The sequence below is a fragment of the Paragemmobacter kunshanensis genome (assembly GCF_011059185.1).
GTDB classification, from domain to species: Bacteria; Pseudomonadota; Alphaproteobacteria; order Rhodobacterales; family Rhodobacteraceae; genus Paragemmobacter; species Paragemmobacter kunshanensis.
On the sequence record NZ_JAALFE010000011.1, the window covers coordinates 72,893 to 93,806 of the forward strand.

General features: G+C 66.3%; 20 protein-coding genes. 12 read left to right on the top strand and 8 right to left on the bottom strand.

Annotation, left to right across the window (positions count from 1 at the left end; genetic code table 11):
- The first annotated feature begins 196 nt into the window (after positions 1–196).
- The 5 genes from G5V65_RS12420 to G5V65_RS12440 all read left to right on the top strand — a co-directional run bounded on the left by G5V65_RS12420 (position 197) and on the right by G5V65_RS12440 (position 5,493).
- Positions 197–1,828 (top strand): extracellular solute-binding protein, encoded by a 1,632-nt coding sequence (locus tag G5V65_RS12420; protein ID WP_165050529.1) that lies wholly within the window; start codon positions 197–199, stop codon positions 1,826–1,828.
- A 106-nt stretch (positions 1,829–1,934) separates the two neighbouring features.
- On the top strand, positions 1,935–2,573 hold the full coding sequence (locus G5V65_RS12425; RefSeq protein ID WP_165050531.1) for a hypothetical protein: 639 nt from the start codon (positions 1,935–1,937) through the stop codon (positions 2,571–2,573).
- A gap of 346 nt (positions 2,574–2,919) precedes the next feature.
- Positions 2,920–4,026, top strand: a complete 1,107-nt coding sequence (locus G5V65_RS12430; RefSeq protein ID WP_165050533.1) for an ABC transporter permease subunit — start codon at positions 2,920–2,922, stop codon at positions 4,024–4,026.
- A complete protein-coding gene (locus G5V65_RS12435) occupies positions 4,023–4,946 on the top strand; it encodes a carbohydrate ABC transporter permease (RefSeq protein WP_165050536.1) in 924 nt (307 codons plus the stop codon). The genes G5V65_RS12430 and G5V65_RS12435 overlap by 4 nt, the downstream gene beginning before the upstream one ends.
- 91 nt (positions 4,947–5,037) lie before the next feature.
- A complete protein-coding gene (locus tag G5V65_RS12440; RefSeq protein ID WP_165050538.1) occupies positions 5,038–5,493 on the top strand; it encodes an RbsD/FucU family protein in 456 nt (151 codons plus the stop codon).
- Between the two features lie 12 nt (positions 5,494–5,505).
- Here the strand turns inward: G5V65_RS12440 and G5V65_RS12445 are convergent, their stop codons facing one another.
- The 4 genes from G5V65_RS12445 to G5V65_RS12460 form a co-directional block, all read right to left on the bottom strand.
- The gene (locus tag G5V65_RS12445) at positions 5,506–6,237 is read right to left on the bottom strand and encodes a creatininase family protein (protein WP_165050540.1); all 732 of its coding nucleotides are present in this window, start codon (positions 6,235–6,237) and stop codon (positions 5,506–5,508) included.
- Positions 6,237–7,718 (bottom strand): FGGY-family carbohydrate kinase, encoded by a 1,482-nt coding sequence (locus G5V65_RS12450; RefSeq protein WP_165050543.1) that lies wholly within the window; start codon positions 7,716–7,718, stop codon positions 6,237–6,239. The genes G5V65_RS12445 and G5V65_RS12450 overlap by 1 nt, the downstream gene beginning before the upstream one ends.
- Before the next feature lie 4 nt (positions 7,719–7,722).
- Positions 7,723–8,802, bottom strand: a complete 1,080-nt coding sequence (locus tag G5V65_RS12455) for a M42 family metallopeptidase (protein WP_165050545.1) — start codon at positions 8,800–8,802, stop codon at positions 7,723–7,725.
- 165 nt (positions 8,803–8,967) lie between these two features.
- On the bottom strand, positions 8,968–9,780 hold the full coding sequence (locus tag G5V65_RS12460; protein ID WP_165050548.1) for a BtpA/SgcQ family protein: 813 nt from the start codon (positions 9,778–9,780) through the stop codon (positions 8,968–8,970).
- Between the two features lie 93 nt (positions 9,781–9,873).
- Between G5V65_RS12460 and G5V65_RS12465 the strand changes: the two genes are divergently transcribed.
- Together G5V65_RS12465 and G5V65_RS12470 are read left to right on the top strand one after the other, a co-directional pair.
- Positions 9,874–10,896 carry an aldo/keto reductase gene (locus tag G5V65_RS12465; RefSeq protein ID WP_165050550.1) on the top strand — a complete coding sequence of 341 codons (1,023 nt, stop codon included), beginning with the start codon at positions 9,874–9,876 and terminating at the stop codon, positions 10,894–10,896.
- Positions 10,897–10,907: 11 nt separating this feature from the next.
- On the top strand, positions 10,908–11,741 hold the full coding sequence (locus G5V65_RS12470) for an amidohydrolase family protein (RefSeq protein WP_165050553.1): 834 nt from the start codon (positions 10,908–10,910) through the stop codon (positions 11,739–11,741).
- Between the two features lie 134 nt (positions 11,742–11,875).
- Here G5V65_RS12470 and G5V65_RS12475 read toward each other — a convergent pair whose 3' ends face one another.
- Together G5V65_RS12475 and G5V65_RS12480 are read right to left on the bottom strand one after the other, a co-directional pair.
- A complete protein-coding gene (locus G5V65_RS12475; protein ID WP_165050555.1) occupies positions 11,876–12,841 on the bottom strand; it encodes a sugar phosphate isomerase/epimerase family protein in 966 nt (321 codons plus the stop codon).
- Between the two features lie 13 nt (positions 12,842–12,854).
- Complete coding sequence (locus G5V65_RS12480) at positions 12,855–13,583, bottom strand: GntR family transcriptional regulator (protein WP_165050557.1); 729 nt, start codon at positions 13,581–13,583, stop codon at positions 12,855–12,857.
- Positions 13,584–13,639: 56 nt separating this feature from the next.
- Here G5V65_RS12480 and G5V65_RS12485 point away from each other — a divergent pair, with 56 nt between their 5' ends.
- Positions 13,640–15,148, top strand: a complete 1,509-nt coding sequence (locus tag G5V65_RS12485) for a UxaA family hydrolase (protein ID WP_165050559.1) — start codon at positions 13,640–13,642, stop codon at positions 15,146–15,148.
- A gap of 330 nt (positions 15,149–15,478) precedes the next feature.
- Here the strand turns inward: G5V65_RS12485 and G5V65_RS12490 are convergent, their stop codons facing one another.
- Positions 15,479–16,849, bottom strand: a complete 1,371-nt coding sequence (locus G5V65_RS12490; RefSeq protein WP_165050561.1) for a phosphomannomutase — start codon at positions 16,847–16,849, stop codon at positions 15,479–15,481.
- 213 nt (positions 16,850–17,062) lie between these two features.
- On the opposite strand from G5V65_RS12490, the gene G5V65_RS12495 reads away from it, so the two are divergent.
- The 3 genes from G5V65_RS12495 to G5V65_RS22680 all read left to right on the top strand — a co-directional run bounded on the left by G5V65_RS12495 (position 17,063) and on the right by G5V65_RS22680 (position 18,823).
- On the top strand, positions 17,063–17,224 hold the full coding sequence (locus tag G5V65_RS12495) for a hypothetical protein (protein WP_165050563.1): 162 nt from the start codon (positions 17,063–17,065) through the stop codon (positions 17,222–17,224).
- Positions 17,221–17,415: a hemin uptake protein HemP gene (gene hemP / locus G5V65_RS22425; RefSeq protein ID WP_241250554.1), complete on the top strand. Its 195-nt coding sequence runs from the start codon at positions 17,221–17,223 to the stop codon at positions 17,413–17,415. The genes G5V65_RS12495 and hemP overlap by 4 nt, the downstream gene beginning before the upstream one ends.
- A 73-nt stretch (positions 17,416–17,488) precedes the next feature.
- Entirely contained in the window at positions 17,489–18,823 is a 1,335-nt protein-coding gene (locus tag G5V65_RS22680; protein WP_206526786.1) for a 3-deoxy-D-manno-octulosonic acid transferase, read from the top strand.
- Here the strand turns inward: G5V65_RS22680 and G5V65_RS12510 are convergent.
- Positions 18,807–19,697: a lysophospholipid acyltransferase family protein gene (locus tag G5V65_RS12510; RefSeq protein ID WP_165050565.1), complete on the bottom strand. Its 891-nt coding sequence runs from the start codon at positions 19,695–19,697 to the stop codon at positions 18,807–18,809. The two genes, G5V65_RS22680 and G5V65_RS12510, sit on opposite strands and share 17 nt — an antisense overlap.
- Positions 19,698–19,843: 146 nt before the next feature.
- Here G5V65_RS12510 and G5V65_RS12515 point away from each other — a divergent pair, with 146 nt between their 5' ends.
- Positions 19,844–20,908, top strand: coding sequence for a glycosyltransferase family 4 protein (locus tag G5V65_RS12515; RefSeq protein ID WP_165050567.1), 1,065 nt, complete (start codon positions 19,844–19,846; stop codon positions 20,906–20,908).
- Positions 20,909–20,914 lie beyond the last annotated feature (6 nt).

Here is a 20,914-nt window from a genome sequence, read left to right on the forward strand (position 1 = left end):
ACTAACATGTTAGAAACTTGACAGGGGGCCTCCCCCGCGCCAAGGTTCGCGCAGGGAGTGCTGCCGCACGGGGTTGGGAGGCCCTTTTCTGATCGTGAGGACCGCGTCGCGCGGCCTTGGGCATTCCGGACGTCTCGATCAATCAAGAGGGCTGGCGCCATGGCGGCGACCGGCCGCACCCAGGGAGGATATCGACGTGAAGGTTGGAGCATATGAGATCATGCAGGCGCGGATGAGCCGCCGCCGCATGCTGCAAGGGGCGACGGCGCTGGGCGCGGTGACGGCGGTTTCCGGCGCGATGGGCCTGCGTCCGGCCATGGCGCAGGAGGGCAATGTCCGGGCCGAGATCCTGAAGATCCCCGGCGTGGGCATGGGCAGCCCGACCGATGCCGACTGGCAGAAGGTGGGCGAGATGTGCCTGGGCGCGACCAAGGCCAATGTGGCGGAGGGCGAATTCGCGGGCGTGGAGCTGACCTTCCTCGGCCTGAACAACCAGAACCTGCACAACTTCCTGTTCCGCGGCTTTCTCAAGCCGTGGGAGGCCTATACCGGGGCCAAGATCAACTGGATCGACCTGGCGCAGGCCGATTACAACGCGCGCCTGCAGCAATCCATCGCCACCGGCACGGTCGATTTCGACATCATCGAGATGGGCGCGCCCTTCGAGGGCGACACGGCGGGCCGTGGCCTGCTGGACGAGATGCCCGACTGGGTGAAGACGCAGATCGAGGCGGATGACCTGGTGGGTTACCTGCAGCCGCCGGTCGGCACCTGGGATGGCAAGACCTATCGCATCACCATCGACGGCGACTGCCACACCTTCGCCTATCGGACCGACTATTTCGGCGAGGGCGCCATCGGCGGGGCCGAGGTGCCGAAGACCTGGCAGCAGGTGAACGAGGTGTCGAAGGCGCTGATCGGGCAGACCGACCCGCTGACCGGGCAGCCCGCGCATGGCTATCTGGATCCGCTGAAGGGCTGGGGCGGGTTCGGGATGTATTTCATCGCCAACCGCGCCGCGGCCTATGTGAAACACCCCGACGATCCGGCCTGGCTGTTCGACCCCGACACGATGAAGCCGCGCGTGAACAATCCGGGCTGGGTGCAGGCCATCCAGGACGTGATGGATCTGATCGCGGCAGGCGCCTATCCGGCCGACCAGATCAACGCCGATCCCGGCACCACCGGCTTCAGCCAGTTCCTGGCGGGCACCGGTTCGATGCTGATGTGGTGGGGCGATATCGGATCGTCGGCGCGCACCTCGGATACCTCGGTCGTGGGGGATGTGGTGGGCTTTGGCATCAACCCCGGCTCTGACCGCCGCTACAACTCGGCCGCCGGGGCCTGGGAGGAAACCGCCAACGAAGCGCCGCTGATGGCCTATATCGGCTGGGGCATCTATGTCACCAGCCGCGTTTCGGGCGACGAGAAGAAGCGCAAGGCGGCCTGGTCGGCGGCGGCGCATCTGGGCGGCAAGGACCTGTCGCTGTGGACGGCGGCCTATCCGTCGGGCTTCCAGCCCTACCGCAACTCGCACTTCCAGTACGAGGAATGGGAAGCGGCGGGCTATGACCGGGCCTATATCGAGGATTATCTGGGATCGAACCTCGACAGCTACAACCACCCGAACGCGGCCATCGAGCCGCGCATCCCGGGCATCTTCCAGTACTATTCGGTGGCCGAGGACGAATTGTCCAAGGGCTTCGCCGGGCAGTACGCATCGGCGCAGGAAACGGCGGATGCGATTGCGGCGGCCTGGGAGAAGATCACCGACCAGATCGGCCGCGACAGCCAGATCGCGCTGTACAAGGCGAGCCTGGGGATGTGATCGGCCCCTGACGGGGTAGGATGAGAGCGCCCGCTGCGGGGAACCGTGGCGGGCGTTTTGCGAGGCGTAAACAGTAGTCCACTGTCGTAAGCTTTAGAGGTGTGGCTTGGCTTCAAATCGCCATCTTCAAATCGACCTTTTGTCTGCGAAGATAGAAGAAGTTGACGGCCCAAGCGTAGATCAGATTTTGCAAATCGCAGATCAACCCAATGAGCGCACGCCGTTCGGCGATATACTTAAAAACAGCAAGTTCATCAGGACACCCAGCGGAAACTGGATTATTGATGCTCGAATGGCAAATTTTAATTTTCAACGTAACGGGTACGAAATCCAGACAGCAGATTTCAGTCTAGATTTCTCATTTGACGCGGCATTGAGCAAAAAAGATTTAAACGGCGATCAGTTCTTGTATTCATTGTCGCGACAAATCGAACGCCAAACTTGGAAAAATAGACGCAGGTCCATCCCAACGTATTTCCGCTTGGGTGAGTTATCTGAAGGCTCAATACGTGGTAAACTATATGCCGGATTATTTGCTTTTGGCTCATTTATTGCGGCTTATCCAGAACTCAAGCAAGGCATTAGGGAAATTCTAGAAGACAGTTACTCTCTGGTGAATTACCTTCAAACAGCGATCCGCGCGTCAAAGCTTCCGGAGCCAAAACCATCAGACCAAGATGATGGCTTTCTTGAAGCGAAAGCTATTATCGACAGACGCAGAAAGCTTATGGAGCGAAAAAGCTAAGTCACACCAGCACTGAAAAAATAGTTTTACCCTATGCGTTTGCTCCCTTTATCAGAAGGGTTCCATCAGCCCAACGCAGCTATGCAATAGCCTATGGCAACATTCTCCGTTGAGAAGCGTATCATGCACTGCTATGCCCACCGGCGTCGGGCCGGGGAACATGGTCGGCAGCGCCGCGCAAGCGGTGACGGACCCCCCGTCCTACTGATCAAGGCCCGCCCTTCGTGGCGGGCCGTTTCTTTTTCGACCCTTGCCCTGCTGGCACGCTTGCCACCCGCCCCACCCCCCGACTAACATGCTAGCATGACCCGTGCGCCGCTCTGGCGCACCGTTCCGGGGGGAGCAGGTGAGCAGCGAAGGCGATCTTCTTCATGTCGTGACGAACGACAACATCCCCGAAGGGCGCAAGCGCTTTGGCCGGGCGATCATCTGGGGCACGGCGGGGCTGACGGCTCTGGTGGGGGGATTGCAGTTCCTGCAGGCCACGGGGCAGGCAGAGTTCGGCTTTGCCAACTGGCGGCCCACGCTTTACGCCTTTTGCACCTGGGCCGTCGCGCTGTGCTGGGGGCAGGTGCTGATCAATGGCGAGCATGGGAAGCGCACGCTCTTCGTGCTGCCGGCAGCGATCTTCGTGGCGGCGCTGACGATCTTTCCGCTGCTGTTCGGCCTGATCATCGCCTTCAGCGACTGGAACCTGTCGAGCCCGACGGGGCGGCAGTTCAACGGGTTGGACAATATCCGGCAGATGTGGACGGACCCGTTCTACTGGAACGCGCTGTGGAACATGGTGCTTTATTCGCTGGCGATCCTTGTGGAATATGCCATCGCATTCGGCCTTGCGCTGCTTCTGAACGCGCAGATCCGGGCGCGGAAGTTCTTTCGCGTGGCCTTCCTGCTGCCGCTGATGCTGTCGCCGGTGGCGGTGTCCTGGATGATCGGCAAATCCATGCTGGAGGCGCGCTATGGCCCGCTGTCGCGGCTGGCGCGGTTCCTTGGGGTGGAGAATCCGTCCTTCTTCGGTTCGCCCGAGATCGCGCGGGCGACCATCATGGTGATGGATGCCTGGACCTATATCCCCTTCATGATGATCATGATCCTGGCGGGGCTGCAGGCCATCCCCAAGGAGTTGAACGAGGCGGCGAAGGTTGACGGCGCGAATGGCTGGCGGAATTTCTGGGAGGTGACATTCCCGCTGATGCTGCCCGTGTCGATCACGGCGATCCTGATCCGCATCATCTTCAAGCTGAAGCTGGCGGATGTGGTGATCAACGTCACCTCGGGCGGGCCGGGGGGGGCGACGGATACCGTCACCAGCTTCATCTTCCGCGAATATCGCGAGAGGTCGAATGTGGGTTACGGCACGCTGCTGGCCTTTGTCTATCTGGTGGTCATCGTGATCGCCATGACGATCCTGATGAAACTCGCCGACCGCTGGATGAGGCCCCGGACATGACCGCCACCACGCAGATCTTCCGCGATTCCGAGGCCGACCGCCGCCACCGCGCCAAGTGGTGGACCAGCCGGATCGCCATTTACGGCGTGCTGATCCTGTGGACGGTGATCTGCCTGTTCCCGATCTACTGGACGATCACGACCAGCTTCAAGATGGCGCCCAACGTGATGAAGGGGAACATGGTGCCTTGGGTGGATTACCAACCCGCCTGGCTGGGTTGGCGGTCGCTGGGCCTGTCGCCGGATACGATCGGCAATGAAAGCACGGTGCGGGCAGAGTTCATGAAGCGCTTCCTGAATTCGGCGGTGATCTCGGTCACGTCCTCGGCGCTGGCGGTGGCCTTGGGCAGCCTGGCGGCCTATGGCCTGTCGCGGTTCAACTATCGCTTCGGCTTCATGAAGAACGCCGATATCAGCTTTTTCTTCCTGAGCCAGCTGATCCTGCCGCCGGTGGTTCTGGCCCTGCCCTTCCTGGTGCTGTACCGGGAACTGGCGCTCTTGGATACGCGGGTGGGGCTGATCCTGCTTTATACGCTGTCGGTGCTGCCCATCGTGATCTGGATCATGCGCGACCAGTTCGGCTCGATCCCGACGGAGCTGGAGGAGGCGGCGCTGGTGGACGGGCTTTCGATCTGGGGGGCATTCGCCACGATCATCCTGCCCATCGCCCTGCCGGGGATGGTGGCGGCCTTCATCCTGTCGCTTGTGCTGACCTGGAACGAGTATTTCTTCGCGGCGCTGCTGACATCGACCTATGCCAATACGCTGCCCGTGATGGTGGCCAGCCAGACAGGGAGCCAGGGCATATCGTGGTGGTCGATGGCCGCGCTGTCCTTTGCGGCGATCCTGCCCCTGATCGTGATCGGGGTGGTGCTGGAGAAATACATCATCAAGGGAATGGCCGCGGGGGCGGTGAAGTGACGGCCTGCGGGGCCACGATTTTTCTGCGAAAAATCAGCCCCGCGCGGCCTGAATTTTCGCAGGAAATTCGTTGGCCGCGCGGGGGGTGGCGATGCTGAAGGGAATGGATCCGCGGCTGTCGGCAGAGATCGTGCATGTGCTGATGCTGATGGGCCATGGCGACGATCTGGTGATCTGCGATGTGAACCATCCTGCGGCGACGATCGCGGCGGAAACGACCTATGGGCGGCTGGTCGACATGGCGGGCTGCGACATCCCAACGGCGGCGCGGGCAATCCTGACGCTGATGCCGCTGGATAGCTTCGTTCCCGCGCCGGTCAGCCGGATGCAGGTGGTGGGCGACCCCGACGGGGTGGTGCCGATCTTCGCGCGGATGCAGGCGGTGGTGGATCTGGCCGAGGGGCGGGCCGTGCAGGTGCAGGCGCTGGAGCGGTTCGCCTTCTACGAGGCGGCGAAGCGGTCCTTCGCCATCATCCGCACCAGCGATAGCGGGCCTTACGGGTGCTTCATCCTGAAGAAGGGCGTGGTGGACTTGCCAGAGCTTTAGGCGGGCGCTGTCTCAGAGGCCAAGCACCTTGCGCAGATGCGCCAGCGCCAGCTGCACCCCTTCTTCTCCCCTTGCCGCCGTGGCGCGGGGGGCGGTTTCGGTCCACCAGGGATCACCCTCCCCTGCCCGTTCCATCGCAACGGTGTCGGGGGCAAGGGCCAGCATGAGTGCCGTCTCGCCCTCTCCCGCATGATCGAAGGGAAAGACGTCGTTCTTCGGAAACAGCGGATGCAGGCGGATCCAGTTGAAAGGGTCGGTTCCCTGCCCGTGTTGGGCATAGTAATCTGCCATGTCGCGCCGGCCCCACCAGCCCGCGCCGCGCTCCGCCTCCAGATGCCGGAAGATCGCGTTGCGGGCGGCAAGGCGGAAGGCAAGGTCGGTGGGCATGCCCTGCGCGATGTTTTCCGACTGGTGGTGGATCACCGCATGGACATTGCGGAACCCCGCGCGGATGAGCGAGGCACACAGCGCCTCGAAAAACGGCACGAGGGCGGATGCATCCACATGCAGCGTCGTGCCATGCTCCGGCCCCGCGACGGCATGGGAGGCCGCGCCATAGGCGAAGGGCGGCAGGGTGACGATCTCATCCCCCAGACGGTCGAGGATTTCGGTCACGGCCAGCAGGTCCACCCCTGCGGGCAGGTGGCCACCGTGATGTTCCATTACACCCAGCGGCAGGACGACCGGTGTCCCTGCGGCAATCGCCGCCTGCACCTGATGCGGGCGCATGCGGTCATAGCGCATCACGCACCGCCCAGTTCATGCGCTATGTCGCGGGTCTGGGCGTAAAGCCGCTTGAACAGCGGATATTGCCGCGCATAGGCCGCCACGGTTTCGGGCCGCACCGTCCGCGCGACGGGGTTCCATTCCACGATCTGGTCGGGCAGCGCCTTGCCCACGGCGGTGGCGGCAAGGAAGGCGTTCCCGTAGCTCGCCCCCACCGTCTTTTCGCAGACGATCTGCCCCGCCCCGCCGATATCGGATGTGGCCTGCATCCAGACCGCGTTCTTCGTCCCGCCCCCCACGGCGAGGATGCGGTCGGGAAAGGCCCCAAGCGCGCGATAGGTGTCCAGCACATGGGCGGTGCCGGATGCGATCCCCTCCAGCACCGCGCGGAACATGTCGCCGCGCGTATGGGTGAGGTCGAGCCCGAAGAAGGCGCCCTTGGCGAGGGGGTCGTGGATCGGCGTCCGTTCCCCGCTGAAATAGGGCAGGCAGATCAACCCCTTCGCGCCCTTCGGACTTGCCGCCGCCTCTGCCGCCAGGTTGCCGAAGGACGTATCCCGCGCGAACTGGTCGCGGAACCAATGCGTCAGCGTGCCGGATGTCGCCAGCCCCGCCATCGAGGCATGCATGCCGGGCCACAACCACGGCGCATACCACAGCCGCGCATCGCGGACGGGGTCCGACGTCACCTGGATGATGAATATGGTCGACCCGTACATCATCATCATCTCGCCCGGCCGCTGCACGCCCACGCTGACGGCTTCCGCCGCCGCGTCGATGGTGCCGCAGGTGACGGGCGTGCCGATCGCCAGCCCCGTCTCGGCCGCCGCCGCCGCTGTCACATGGCCCGCGATGTCGGTGGACCACATCAGGCGCGGCAGCTTCTCCAGAGGCAGGATGTCGGGCGCCAGCGCATCGGTCCAGGCCAGCGCGTTCACGTCGTAAAGGGGCGAGAAATTGGCCGCCGTATAGTGGTCGATGACATATTCCCCCGTCAGCTTCCACGTGATGTAGGAGGTGGAGGTGAGGACTTTCGCCGTCCGCGCGTAAAGCTCGGGTTGCCGGTTCTTCAACCACAGGATCTTCGGCCCCACGGATTGCGAGGTCAGCGCATTGCCGCAGACCTGCATGATCCGATCCGCGCCGATGCGGGTGGTCAGATCCTCGATCTCCACCGCCGCCCGCGTATCGACACCGTAGAGGACGCCGTTCATCAACGGCGCACCATCCGCATCCACGGGCAGCATGCAGGGCCCTATCGCCGATGCCGCGACGCAGGCGATATCCGTCGCCGCCACCCCCGACTCTGCCAGAAGCGCGCGGGTGATGTGGACGAAATCGCCCCACCAATCCTCCTCCGCGCGATGCTCCGCCCAGCCGGGACGCGGCACCAGCATCCTGTGGGGTCGCGTGGCGGTGGCGACGATGCGGCCCGTGCCGTCCACCAGAACGCCCTTGGATTCGAAGGTTCCTATGTCGATGCCGAGCGTGTGTGTCATGGGATCAGCGGATCAGGTTGAAGCCGGGGGTGATGCGGGCGATGGCCGATTGCAGCAGCAGCACCATCTGCGCGACATCGGCAGGGTCCACCACCTCCAGCGCGGAATGGGTGTAGCGCATGGGGAAGCCGACATCGAGACAGGCCACCCCCTCTTCGCCCATGAACTGGATATAGGACAGGTCTGTCAGCGCGCCGGTATGGGCGGACCGTTGCAGGGGGAGCCCCTCGGCCTGTGCCGTGTCCTCCATCAGGGCCACCAGCGCCGGATGCGGGATCACCCCATTCAGCGTGCCGCGCCCGTGGAAGGAATAGAGGCTGATGCCGGGGCCGCCACCCAAGGTCACGTCGCCCCGCGCCACCATGTCCGGCGTGTCGCAGGCCAGCAGCAGGTCGATCTGGAAGGCGATGTCGGGCTTTGCCGCCGCCGCCGCGGGCAAGACGCCGCGCAGGTTGTATTCCTCCTGCACCGACCAGACGAGGTGGACGGCCGGCCCCGGCGCCCGATCCCGCAGCCGCGCCGCAAGATCGACCAGCGCGGCACAGCCCGCGCGGTCATCCGCACTGGTCCCCGCCAGCCGCCCATTGGCCAGTTCCATCACATGCGGGCGATAGACGACCGGATCGCCGATGCGCAGGCCCGCCGCCTCCGCCTCGGCCTTCGAGGCGAAACCGGCATCAACGTAAAGCTCGGCGTAAGGCACCACGCGATACTTCTCCTCGGGCGTGGTCGCATGGTGGCTCTTGTTGGCGATCAGCGCGGGGATATCGCCCTTGCGGGAACAGATCACCACCGCCTGCGCCGCCAGCGCCCGCTCTGGCACGCCGCCCAGCCGTTCCAGCCGGATCAGCCCCGACGCCTCCACCTTCCGCACGATGAACCCCAACTGGTCCATATGGGTGAAGACCAATACCGAAGGCGCCGCCGGATCGCCCTCCAGCGTGGCCGACAGGTTCCCCAGCCGATCCGTCCGATGCGCAATCCCCAGCGCATCCAGATCTGCCGCAATGCGCGCGCGGATGCGATCTTCATGCCCCGCAAGACCGGGGATCAGCATGTAATCGCGGATGAGATCACGCAGCATCCTGCTTCCCCTGCCCCTTCATCCTGGCAAAAATACCCACAGGGGGTGAATTGGCCGGCACGGCCAAGAGGGGGCGCGTGCGCCCCCTGAACGCGGAGCCGGACGCGCGGCACGCGCGGGAGGCGACAGGAAAGGCTTGCGCGTCAGCGCTCCGCTTTGCAGGCATCAATACCCCCTCGCCGCGCGGGCCTTGTCCATGAAATCCGTCGCGCGGTCGGCATCGACGGCGGCCCATGTGTCGCCGCCCTGCTTCAGCGCCGATCCCACGATGCAGCCATCCGCCACGCGCAGCACATCCGCGATGGTCGCATGTTTCACGCCCGTATTGGCCAGAACCGGCGTCCTGGGCAGGACCCGCTTCACCGCCTCCAGATCGCGCATCTCCGCCGCCTCGCCCGTGATCGCGCCGGATACCAGCACCGCATCGGGGATGGACGAAAACACCGCCGACCGCGCGCGGTCGGGCAGTGAACGGGGATCAAGCGAGCCTGCGAATTCCGCCGAGACGTTGTAGAGCAGCGCGCAATCCGTGTTGCCCAGACGGTGCTGGTAGCGCTGCGCGGCCCCCGCGTCGGGCGCCCATATCCCCATGTCGCTGGCGTAAGTCCCCGTGAATATCTCGCGCAGGAAGGCCGCGCCCGTCGCGGCAGCCAGCGCCACGCTGGCCAGCGGGTCCCACAGCACGTTCACGCCGAAGGGCACGGTGATCCGGTCGCGCAGGCGGCCGATCACATAGGCCATCGTCGCGGTCGAGGCGGTGTCCACCTTCAACTCGTAAGGCCTGTCATTCTCGTTCCCGAACATCACGGCATCGACGCCCGCCGCCTGCAACGCGGCAAGGTCGGCGGCGGCACCCGCGATGATCGCCTCCACCCCGCCCGCCTTGTCATGCAGGGGCGTTCCGGGCAGCGCGCCCAGATGCACCATGGCGATGACGGGCTTCCTGCCCGCACCGAAGACCTTTTCGAACCGTGACATTCTCATCCTCCCGAGATGGGCGAAGGCTAGACGGAAAGGGATTGGACCGGAAGGGGGAACATACTAGCATGTCAGTTACGGGCGGAGGGAAAGATGCAGGACACGCGGCACTGGGACAGGTTGGGCAACGGGGGCTTGGACTTTACCGTTCTGGGATTCGGGTCGGCCCCGATCGGCAACCTCTTCCGCGCGATTTCGGATGACGATGCCCATGCGGTGCTACAGGCGGCATGGGACGGCGGTATCCGCTATTACGACACCGCGCCGCTTTACGGGCTGGGTCTGTCGGAGACGCGGTTGAACCGTTTCCTTCGGGGGAAGCCGCGGGATGAATATGTCATCTCGTCAAAGATCGGGCGGCTGTTCAGGGCGACGACACCTGACAAGCGCGACGGGTTCGGCAAGTGGTTCGACGTGCCATCGCGGAACGAGGTTTACGATTACGGTTACGATGCCGTATTCCGGTCAGTGGAGTTTTCGCTGGAGCGGTTGGGAATAGACCGGATCGACATCCTCTATGCCCATGATCTGGACATCTTCAACCACGGCTCTCAGGCGGCGCTGGATGCGCGCTTGGCAGAGTTCATGGCAGGCGGCTATCGCGCGCTGGTGAAGCTGCGGGAAGAAGGGGTGATCCGGGCCTTCGGCGCGGGGGTGAATGAGTGGGAACCCTGCCGCTGGCTGCTGGATCGGGGGGATTTCGACATCTTCCTGCTGGCGGGGGAATATTCGCTGCTGCGGACCGAGTCGCTGACGGGCTTCATGGACCCCGCCGCCGCGCGGGGGGTCGGGGTGGTCGTGGGTGGACCTTACAATTCCGGCATCCTTGCCACGGGGCCACGGCCGGGGGCGCAGTACCGCTATAACGACGCGCCGGATTGGGCGATGGAAAAGGCGGGGCGTTTGCAGGCGCTGTGTCAGGCGCATGGCGTGCGGCTGGTCGATGCGGCCTTCCAGTTCTGCACGCGGCATCCCGCCGTCGTGTCTGTGATCCCCGGCGGGCAGAGCCTGTTCGAGATGGAAAGCAACCTCGCGGCAGCGGCGGCAGAGATACCGCCCGCGCTGTGGGAGGCGATGAAGGCCGAGGGGTTGATCCACCCCGACGCGCCGGTATGAGGGGGAAGGCCATGCAGATCGACGCGCATCAGCATTTCTGGCACCCCGGGCGGGGCGATTACGGCTGGATGCCGAAGGACGATCCCGTCCTGTCGCGGCCCTATGCGCCCTTCGAGCTGTGGCCGCAATTGCAGGCGGCAGGGGTGGAGGGCACGGTTCTGGTGCAGGCCGCGCCGACCGTGGCCGAGACGGAATACATGCTGGGCATCGCCGATGCGACGCCTTGGGTTCTGGGCGTGGTGGGCTGGGTGGATTTCGAACGGCCCGCCGACCTTGCCGAATTGCAGCGCCTGTCGGGGCATCCGAAGTTCAAGGGCGTCCGGCCCATGATCCAGGACCTGCCGGATGACGGCTGGATGCTGCGCGAGGATGTGCAATGGGCCTTCCGCGCGTTGTGCGACCTTGGCTTGCGCTTCGATGCGCTGGGATTTCCCCGCCATCTGGCGAATTTCCTGACGATCCTGAAGCGCTATCCGACGATGCAGGTCGTGGTCGATCACTGCATGAAGCCGCAGATCCGTGAGAAGTCGGAGGCGCATTTCCGCTTCTGGGCCGACGGCATGAGCCGGATCGCGGATGAGACGGCGGCAGTGGTGAAGTTCTCCGCCCTGATCACCGAGGCGGATGCGGATTGGACGGTGGAGGATTTGCGGCCTTACGTGGACCACGTCTTCGCGGCCTTCGGGGCAGAGCGGGTGATGTGGGGGTCGGACTGGCCGGTCTGCCGGTTGCGCGGGGAATATGCGGATTGGCGGGCGGCGGCGCTGGAGTTGACGGCGGGCCTGTCGGATGTGGACCGCGCGTTGGTCTTTGGCGGGACGGCGGCGGGGTTTTACGGGTTGTGAAGCGGAGCGCCGCGCGAAGGGCGCGGCGCAAGTTCTTTGCCTCGCCTGCGCGCATTCGCGCTTCGGCTCAGGGCGGGGGCGCTTCGCCCCCCGCACCCCCCGAGGGTATTTGAGCCAAGACGAAGGGGATTGCCTCAGGCGCCGTAAAGGGCGCGGGCGATGAGGCGGGTGGCGGTGGCCGCGTCCTGTTTTGCCATGGCGGCGGTGAGGGTGGGGTCGTCCTTGAGGGAGGCGGCGACGGCGCGCAGGCGTTCGGTGAGGGCGAGATTGGCGCGGGATTCCTGCACCGGGTCCATGCCGCCGTGATCGGGGAAGGTGTCGAAATAGATGACGCCGTCATAGCCGATACGGTCAAGCGTCCAGAAGAGTTCGACCGTCTGGATCGGGTGGACAGTGCCCGCGATCAGCCCATCGTCGCGTTTGGCATAGCCATCGTTCAGGTGGACGCCCATGATGCGGCAGTGGCGGGCGGCGAGGGTGGCGGATTTCGCGGGCATCTCTCCGGCGAAAAGCATGTGGCAGAAGTCGAGCGTGACGCCGAGATTGGGGCGGTTCAGGTCGCGGATGGCATGAAGCGTCGTGGCCATGTCGGGCAGGACGGACCAGGAGCGCGGCTCGTTCGGTTTGTATTCGATGGAGATGTCGAGGGCGGGGTTGTGGTCGCAGATTTCCGCAAGGCCCGAGAGGGTGTCATCCCACATGCGATTGTAGTCGCCCTGGAAGCTGTAATCGAAGCCGTCCTGGCCCAGCCAGATGGTCATCACCTGCCCGCCCATCTGCGCCAAGGCGTCGAGACCCTGCTTCGTGATGTCGATGGCGGCGCGGCGGACGGTGGCATCGGGATGGGTGAAGGCACCCAGTTTGAAACCCGGGTCGGTGTAATAGCGCATGGCGAGGCCGTTCAGCGCCATGTTCGAATCTTGCAAGATTCCGGTCAGTTCTTCCGGGGTGTGATGATCGAAATGGTCGGGAAAGTTCAGGTCGGCGGCGTTCAATCCACCCACCTCCCCTGCCCTTGTGATCATGTCGGCCACCGTGTCGCCCTTGCGTTTGAAGGCATTCAGGCGCGTTGCATAGCGCGGGCGATTGGGGATCGTCATGGGGGCAAGCCTTTCAGGCCGGATCGAAGAGATCGGGCCGGTCGCGTTCCAGCGGTTCGAGATAGGTGATCAATTGCCGCAGATGGTGCTGCGTGGCAAGCCGCGCGGCCTGGGGATCGCGCGCCTCGAGTGCGGTGAGGATGGCGCGGTGTTCGTCCAGTGTCGCGGCGATGCGGCCCGGGACGGGCAGGATGAGTTGCCGCGCGCGGTTGACATGGAGCCAGGCCGTCTCGCTGACCTGGGCAAGTTTGCGGAAGCCGGTGAAGGAGAGCAGCAGTTCGTGCATGCGGGCATCGGTCTGGTAGAAGCCCGGCACATCCCCATCGGCAATCAGCGCCGCCTGCACGGTGAGGTTGCGGCGCAGTTGGGTGAGCTGATCCTCGGTGATCGTTTCGGCCACGCGTTCGATTGCGGCCACTTCGATCGCCTCGCGCAGGAAGGCGCCTTCGCGGATCTCTTCCATCGAGAAACGGGCGACGAAGGTGCCCGCCTGCGGGACGACATCCACCAACCCCTCGGCCGCCAGCCGCGCCACGGCATCGGCGACGGGGCTGCGCGAGACGCCGAGCGCATCGCAGATTTCCGGTTTGCGCAGGATCTCGCCCGGGCGATAGGCGAGCGAGAGGATCGCCTCGCGCAGGGTCTGGTAGACGCGCTGGCCAAGGCTGCCGGAGAAATGGTCAAGCGGCGCGAGGCGCGCTTCGGAAGGCACTTGTGAAGAGGGTTCGGGCGGCTGTAACATGCTAACATGTTAGGCATGCACGGCCCCCTGTCAAGGAAGGGCTGCAAGGGGGGCATATGGCGGAAGGCGTGATCCGGTTGCACGGGGCGGATAATGTGGTGATCGCGCTGGCCGATCTGCCGAAGGGGGCCGTGGTGGAGGGGATTGCGCTGACGGGGCCGGTGCCGCGCGGGCACAAGATCGCGGCGCGGGGGATCGCGCGGGGCGAGAACGTGCTGCGCTATGGCCAGATCATCGGGCAGGCGGTGGAGGAGATCGCGGCCGGGGCGCATGTGCATTCGCATAATCTGGGCATGGCGCCGCATACGGACGATTATGCCATCGGGGCGGAATGCAGGCCCCTGCCCTCGCTGCAACCGCTTGAATTCATGGGGTATCATCGGGCGGATGGGCAGGTCGGCACGCGGAATTACATCGGTATCCTGACGAGCGTGAACTGTTCGGGTTCGGTCGCGCGTTTCATTGCGGAAGCGGCGGAGAAGGACCCGGTGCTGAACGGGATGCCGAATGTCGATGGCATCGTGCCCATCGTCCACCAGACGGGCTGCGGCATGTCGGGGACGAATGAGGGATATCAGACCCTGATGCGGACGCTGAAGGGCTATGCCCGCAACGCCAATTTCGGGGGCATCCTGCTGGTGGGGCTGGGATGCGAGGTGATGCAGGTGCCGGACCTTGTGGGCCAGGGGCGGCTGCGGCCGGACGGGAATTTCCGCTACATGACCATCCAGGGCACGGGCGGGACGCGGGCGACGATTGCCAAGGCGTTGGAAATACTTCGGGAAATGGCAGAGGTTGCGTCGCGGGTAGAGCGGCGTCCCGCGCCTGTGTCCAAGCTGATCGTGGGGCTGCAATGCGGGGGGTCGGATGGCTATTCCGGTATCACGGCGAACCCGGCCTTGGGACATGCATCCGACCTGCTGGTCAGGATGGGGGGAACGACGATCCTGTCCGAGACGCCGGAGATCTATGGGGCGGAGCATCTGTTGACGCGCCGGGCCGTGCGGCCGGAGGTGGGGGAGCGGTTGATCGAACGCATCCGCTGGTGGGAGGACTATACCGCCAGGAATGATGGGGAGATGGACAACAACCCGTCACCGGGGAACAAGAAGGGCGGGTTGACGACGATCCTTGAAAAGTCGCTGGGTGCCGTGGCGAAGGGGGGGACCGCGCCCTTGGCGGCTGTCTACAAGTTCGGGGAACCCATTGATACCAATGGGTTTGTCTATATGGACAGCCCCGGCTACGACCCCTGTTCGGTGACCGGGCAGATTGCCAGCGGGGCCACGATGATCGTCTTCACCACGGGGCGGGGGTCGGTGTCGGGCTACAAGCCCAGCCCCTGCATCAAGCTGGCGACGAATTCCGAGATGTATGCGCGGATGGCGGAGGACATGGATATCAACTGCGGGGATATCCTGACCGAAGGCGTCAGCATCGAGGCCAAGGGCGAAGAGATCCTGGCCCGGATTGTCGAGGTCGCTTCGGGGAAGAAGACGCTGTCGGAGGAATTGGGCTTTGGCGGGGCGGAATTCGTGCCCTGGCAGATCGGGGCGGTGATGTGACGGTGCCGGAGGCTGTGCCGCCTTCTGTGCCGCTAGCCGTGGGCACGCGGCGGGCGTTGGGTTGACGTGGCGTTAAGGTTAACGCGGGGCGGCGACGGACGGTGATCCGGCGGAGCGCGCCCCCCTTTCGGGGGACGCGCAAGCCTTTTGGGTCGCGTGCCGCGCGGGGCGCGCTCATCCCGCTCCACGTCAAAAGGGGCGTGCCGCCCCCTCTGTCCGCTGGCGCGGCCATTCACCCCCTGCGGGTATTTCGGCCAAGATGAAGGGGAACTGTCATGGTCTTCATCTTGGCCCAAATACCCAAATTCAACGGCCGGGCCAGATACGCGGTCAGGCAAGAAGCGCCGTGATCTCGGCCACGGCCTGTTCCACCAGATCGGGGCGGGCGCGGGATTCGACGTTGAGGCGCAGGAGCGGTTCGGTATTCGAGCCGCGCAGGTTCATCCGCCAGGTCCCGAAATCGAGCGAGAGGCCATCGGTTTCGTCGCGGCTTTCGGCGCGGGGGGCGTAGCGGGCATCGACCATGGCGATGGCGGCGCGGACGTCGGGGACGCGGAAGTTGATCTCTCCGGACGACGGGAAGGCCGCGCGGCGGTCGGCCAGAAGGGCGGCCAGCGACTGGCCGCTGCGGCCCATCAGTTCGGCCACCAGAAGCCAGGGGATCATGCCGCTGTCGCAGGCGAAGAAATCGCGGAAATAGTGATGCGCCGACATTTCGCCGCCATAGACGGCGTCATGGTCGCGGAGCGCCTGTTTCAGGAAGGCATGGCCCGTGCGGGCCATGATGGCGCGGCCCCCTGCCCGGGCGACGGCGGCCCGGGTGGCGAGGATCACGCGCGGATCGTGGACGATGGCGGCGCCGGGTTCCTTGGCGCAGAAGACCTCGGCCAGGAGGCCCACGACATATTCGCCCGGCACGAAGCCGCCTTCGTGATCGAAGAAGAAGCAGCGGTCGAAATCGCCGTCGAAGGCGACGCCGAGATCGGCCCCCTCGGCGATCACGGCGCGCGCGGTGACCGGCTGGTTTTCCGGCAGGAGCGGGTTGGGGATGCCGTTCGGAAAGCTGCCGTCGGGGGTGTGATGGAGCCGGGTGAAGCGCAGCGGCGCGCCGCGGCGGGCCAGTTCGGCGGCGATGGCATCGAAGGTCGGCCCGGCCGCGCCATTGCCGGCATTGACGAGGATATGGAGCGGGCGCAGCGCGGCGGGATCGACGAAGGAAAGCACGCGTTCGACATAGGCCGCGCGGGTGGCAGAGGCATCGCTGCGGCGGCCGCCCGGGCGGGCGGGGGCGAAGTCCTGCGATTCCGCCAGCGCGCGGATCGCGGCAAGGCCGGTTGCGGCATCCAGCGGCGCGGATCCGGCGCGGACCATCTTCATCCCGTTGTAATCCATCGGATTATGCGAGGCGGTGACGCAGATGCCACCATCCGCGCCCAGATGGCCGGTGGCGAAATAGACCTCTTCGGTGCCGCAAAGCCCGAGATCGAGCACCTCTGCCCCGGCCTCCATCAGGCCCTGCGCCACGGCATCGGCCAGGCTTTGCGACGAGGCGCGGATGTCGCGGCCCAGCACCACGCGGGTGGTGCCCAGCACTTCGGCGAAGGCGCGGCCGATGCGGGCGGCGATGGCTTCGTCGAGGTCATGGCCAAGGCGGCCACGCACATCATAGGCCTTGAAGCAGGTCAGGCTGTCGGCAGGCATGGGAAGCTCCGGTTTTTGTGCGATCTGGTTAGCAGGCGGCGGGGGGCGGGGAAAGGGTGTGCTGCGGGAGGAAAAGCTTAGCAAAAGAATCAGGTTTACATTCCCGACTGTTTTGATAGGTTACTTGCATCTCCCAGCCAGCCCATGCGGTCAGCCCGGCGCCCCTGCCCCTTCATCCCAGAGAAAGTTGGCGAGATGATCCGTTTTCCCCGCATGACATACCGACCGCTGGCCGCAGGTCCGTCCCCGGCACTGGTCCCGAACCTTTCCCCGGACATGGCCGATCTGCTGCGCCAGGCGCTGACGGGTTGGATGCCCGGCAGCGCCGCTTCGGGGCTGGAGGCCCTGTTCGACCGGATGGAGGCAGGCCGATGAACATGCGTCCCGATCCGATGCGCCTGCAGGGCGCGCAGCCCCGCCCGGTGGTGACGCTGCCGCAGGATGCGGCCCCGATGCATGATGCCCGCGTCCTGACGCGGGGGGGCGTGCAGGCCCGCATCCTGCTGGATGGACAGGTCTATGCCCTGCGCATCACGCGGGCGGGCAAGCTGATCCTGACGAAATAGGCACGCCCCCTGCGGTGGTGCCCGCGCTTCGGGGTGAAGTGACAGGGCGCGCGGGGCGGTGTAAGGCTCCGGCATGACCGATGCGCGCGCCGTTTCCCCGCCCGATGCACCGCCGCCTTCGGCGGTGCTGTCGGTCGTGCTGGGGCTGGGGCGGGTGCTGGGGCCTGCCCTTGCGGCGGTGGCTTTGCGGGTGCGGCGGGCGCGTGGCAAGGAAGACCCGGCGCGCTGGCGCGAGAAGCTGGGGCGGACCGCCCTGCCACGCCCGGACGGGGCGCTGATCTGGGTTCATGCGGTAAGTGTGGGGGAAAGCCTGTCGGTGCTGCCCCTGTTGCAGGCGCTGACGGCGCGGGGCGACCTGCATGTGCTGCTGACCTGCACCACGGTGACGGCGATGGATCTGATGCAGGGCCGCGTGCCGGATCGGGTGATCCTGCAATATCTGCCGGTGGATGTGCCGGGGCCGGTGGAGCGGTTCCTCGCGCATTGGCGGCCCGATGTCGCGGTGATGGTGGAGAGCGAGTTCTGGCCGCGGCTGATCCATTCCACCCATCGGCGGGGCATCCCGCTGATTCTGGCCAATGCGCGGATGTCGGACCGGTCGGCCGCGCGCTGGGCGCGGATGCGGGGCGTGGCGGCGGCGATCCTTGGGCGCTTTGCCGCACTGGTGGCAACGGATGGCGCGATGGCCGAACGTCTGGTGGCGCTGGGCGCGGATCCGGCGCGGGTGCGGGTGACGGGCACGCTGAAGCGGGGGGCGGCGCGGCTGCCGGTGGATGCGGCGGAACGGGCGCGGCTGGGCGCGGCGCTGGCGGGCCGGCCGGTCTGGCTGGCGGCATCGACCCATCCGGGCGAGGAGGCGGCGGTGCTGGCGGCGCATCGCGCGCTTTGCGCGGAGCGGCCCGAGGCGATGCTGATCCTGGCCCCGCGCCATCCGCCGCGCGGCGACGAGGTGGCGGGGCTGGTCGCGGCGGCGGGGCTGGAACAGAGCCGCCGCAGCCAGGGCGAGGCCCCGGGGGGACAGGTCTACCTGGCCGATACGCTGGGCGAGATGGGGCTTTGGTTCGATCTCTGCCCGGTCTCTTTCATCGGGGGGTCGCTGGTGCAGGGGATCGGGGGCCACAATGCCTATGAGCCGGCGCTGCATGGCTCGGCCATCCTGCATGGGCCGCATGTGGGCAATTTCGCCGATCTCTATGCCCGGCTGGACGGCGCGGGCGCGGCGCGGGTGGTGGGCGATGCGGCGGCGCTGGCGCATGCGGTGGCGGCGTTGAGCGGCGATCCCGCGGCGCGGGCGGGCCTGACGGCGGCGGCCGAGGCGGTGCTGGCGGCCGAGGCGGACGGGGTGGCCGAGACGGCGGGCCTGATCCTGGGGCTGCTGCCGGTGGCAACACCTACCAGGTCTTGTTGATCATCTTCCAGCGCCTGTGCGTCCAGAGCCACTGGTCCATATGGGCGCGGACCTGTGCCTCGAGGCTGTCGTTCAGGGCCTGGGTCATGGTTTCGGGATCGCCATGGGGGATCGGGGCCTCGATCACCATGTCGAAGCCGCCATCGGGGCGGCGGATGCCATAGGTGGGCACCACCAGCGCGTCGTAGCGCAGCGCCATTTCGGCGGGGGAGAGGGCGGTGAGCGCCTCATGCCCGAAGAAGCGCAGGATCGCGCCGTCGCCCATCGACTGATCCAGCACCACGCCGACCATGCCCCCGCCCTTGAGGAAGCGGACCATATCGGCGAGCCCCTTGCGCCCGCGCGGGAAAAGCGGCGTGCCGATGCGCGAGATGGCGGCGACGTAGTGATGGTTGAAGAAGGGGTTGTCCATCGGGCGGTAAAGGCCGCCCACGCGGTAGCCGCGGGCGATCAGGCCGCCGCGGATGGCGTCGTAATTGCCCAGATGCCCGGTGACGAGCAGGACGGGGCGGCCGGTGCGATGCGCCTCTTCCAGGGCGGCAACCCCGGCGCCTTGCAGGGGTTCGCGCGCCACGCGGGCCACGAATTCCGGGCCGGAATAGAGTTCGGCCAGCGTGCGGCCGATGCTGCGCGGCACGTCGCGGACAAGGCGCGCGACTTCGGCTTCGGGCAGGTCGGGGCGGACGAGGGCGAGGTTTTCGCGGATGCGTTTGCGCCAGCCTGCCAGGGGGGCGACGATGCGCGTCATCAGCGCGGCGGCAAGGCTGCGGCGGGCGTCGAAGGGCAGGCTGAGGACAAGCCAGAGCGCGGCGCGGATCAGGCGATCCGTGATCCATGCGCCGATGCGGCCTGCTTTGTCGGACCTGACGGCCATGCTTCCCCTGCCCCTTTACGGACCTTGCGGGATATATCGCCCCCCTGCCGTCGCCACAACCCGACCGCTTTGCCTGCGCCGGTCGGGGGCGTTGACATCGGGCCTTGGGGCAAGGTCTATGGGCCAGAGCCCCAGCGGATGACCCCATGACCAAGGCGCCCGAGCTTTATGTCACCAACCTCAATCCCCGGTTCACCGGGGTATCGGCCACGGCGGCGGCGGTGCTGGCCTGTCAGGCGCGGCAGATGCGGGTGGTGCTGGTGGGCCATGCCCTGCCCGGCTGCCCGGAGCCGGTGACGCGGCGGGCGGCGCTGGCCTTGGCGCGCGAGGCGCCCGAGGGGCGGGCCTTTTCCATCTGGCATGTGCGCCGCAACCCCGAGATGCAGCTTGCGCTTTTCGCCCGCGATGTGCTGCGCCTGCCGGTGCGGATCGTCTTTACCAGCGCGGCGCAGCGGCGGCATTCGGCCTGGCCGCGCTGGCTGATCTCGCGGATGGATGCGGTGATCGCGACGACGGAAGCGGCAGCGGGTTTCGTGCCGGACTGCCGGGCGGTGGTGCCGCATGGGGTGGATACGGCGCGCTTCGCCCCGGCGGCGGACAGGGCGGCGGCCTGGCGGGCGAGCGGGTTTCCGGGCGACTATGGCATCCTGACCGTGGGGCGCATCCGGCCCGAGAAGGGGACGGATCTTTTCGTGCGGGCGATGATCCGGGCGCTGCCCGCCCTGCCCGGCGCGGTGGCGGTGGTGGCAGGAATGGCCAAGGGCGGGGATGAGGCATTCCTCGAGGGGCTGAAGGCGGAGGTGGCGGCGGCGGGGCTGGGGGGCCGGATCCTTTTTCCCGGCGAAGTGGCGGCGGAGCGGATGCCCGCGCTGATGCAGGGGGCGGGCCTTCTGATGGCGCTGCCGCGATATGAGGGCTATGGCGTGACGCCGATCGAGGCGATGGCCTGCGGCGTGCCGATCATCGCCTCGCGGACCGGGCATTTCCAGGAATTCGCGGGCCGCGCGGGGGGGAATGATCAGGCGGGGCTGGTGGTGCCGCTGGAGGATTGGCAGGCGGCGGCAGAGGCGGCGGTGGCGCTGCTGTCGGACGCGCCGCGCCATGCCGCATGGGCCGCGGCGGCGCGGGAGCGCGCGCTGCGCCTGTTCGGGGTGGAGCGGGAGGCCGCGGGGATCCGGGCCGTCTATGACGATCTCTGGGCGGGACGGTGAACCCGC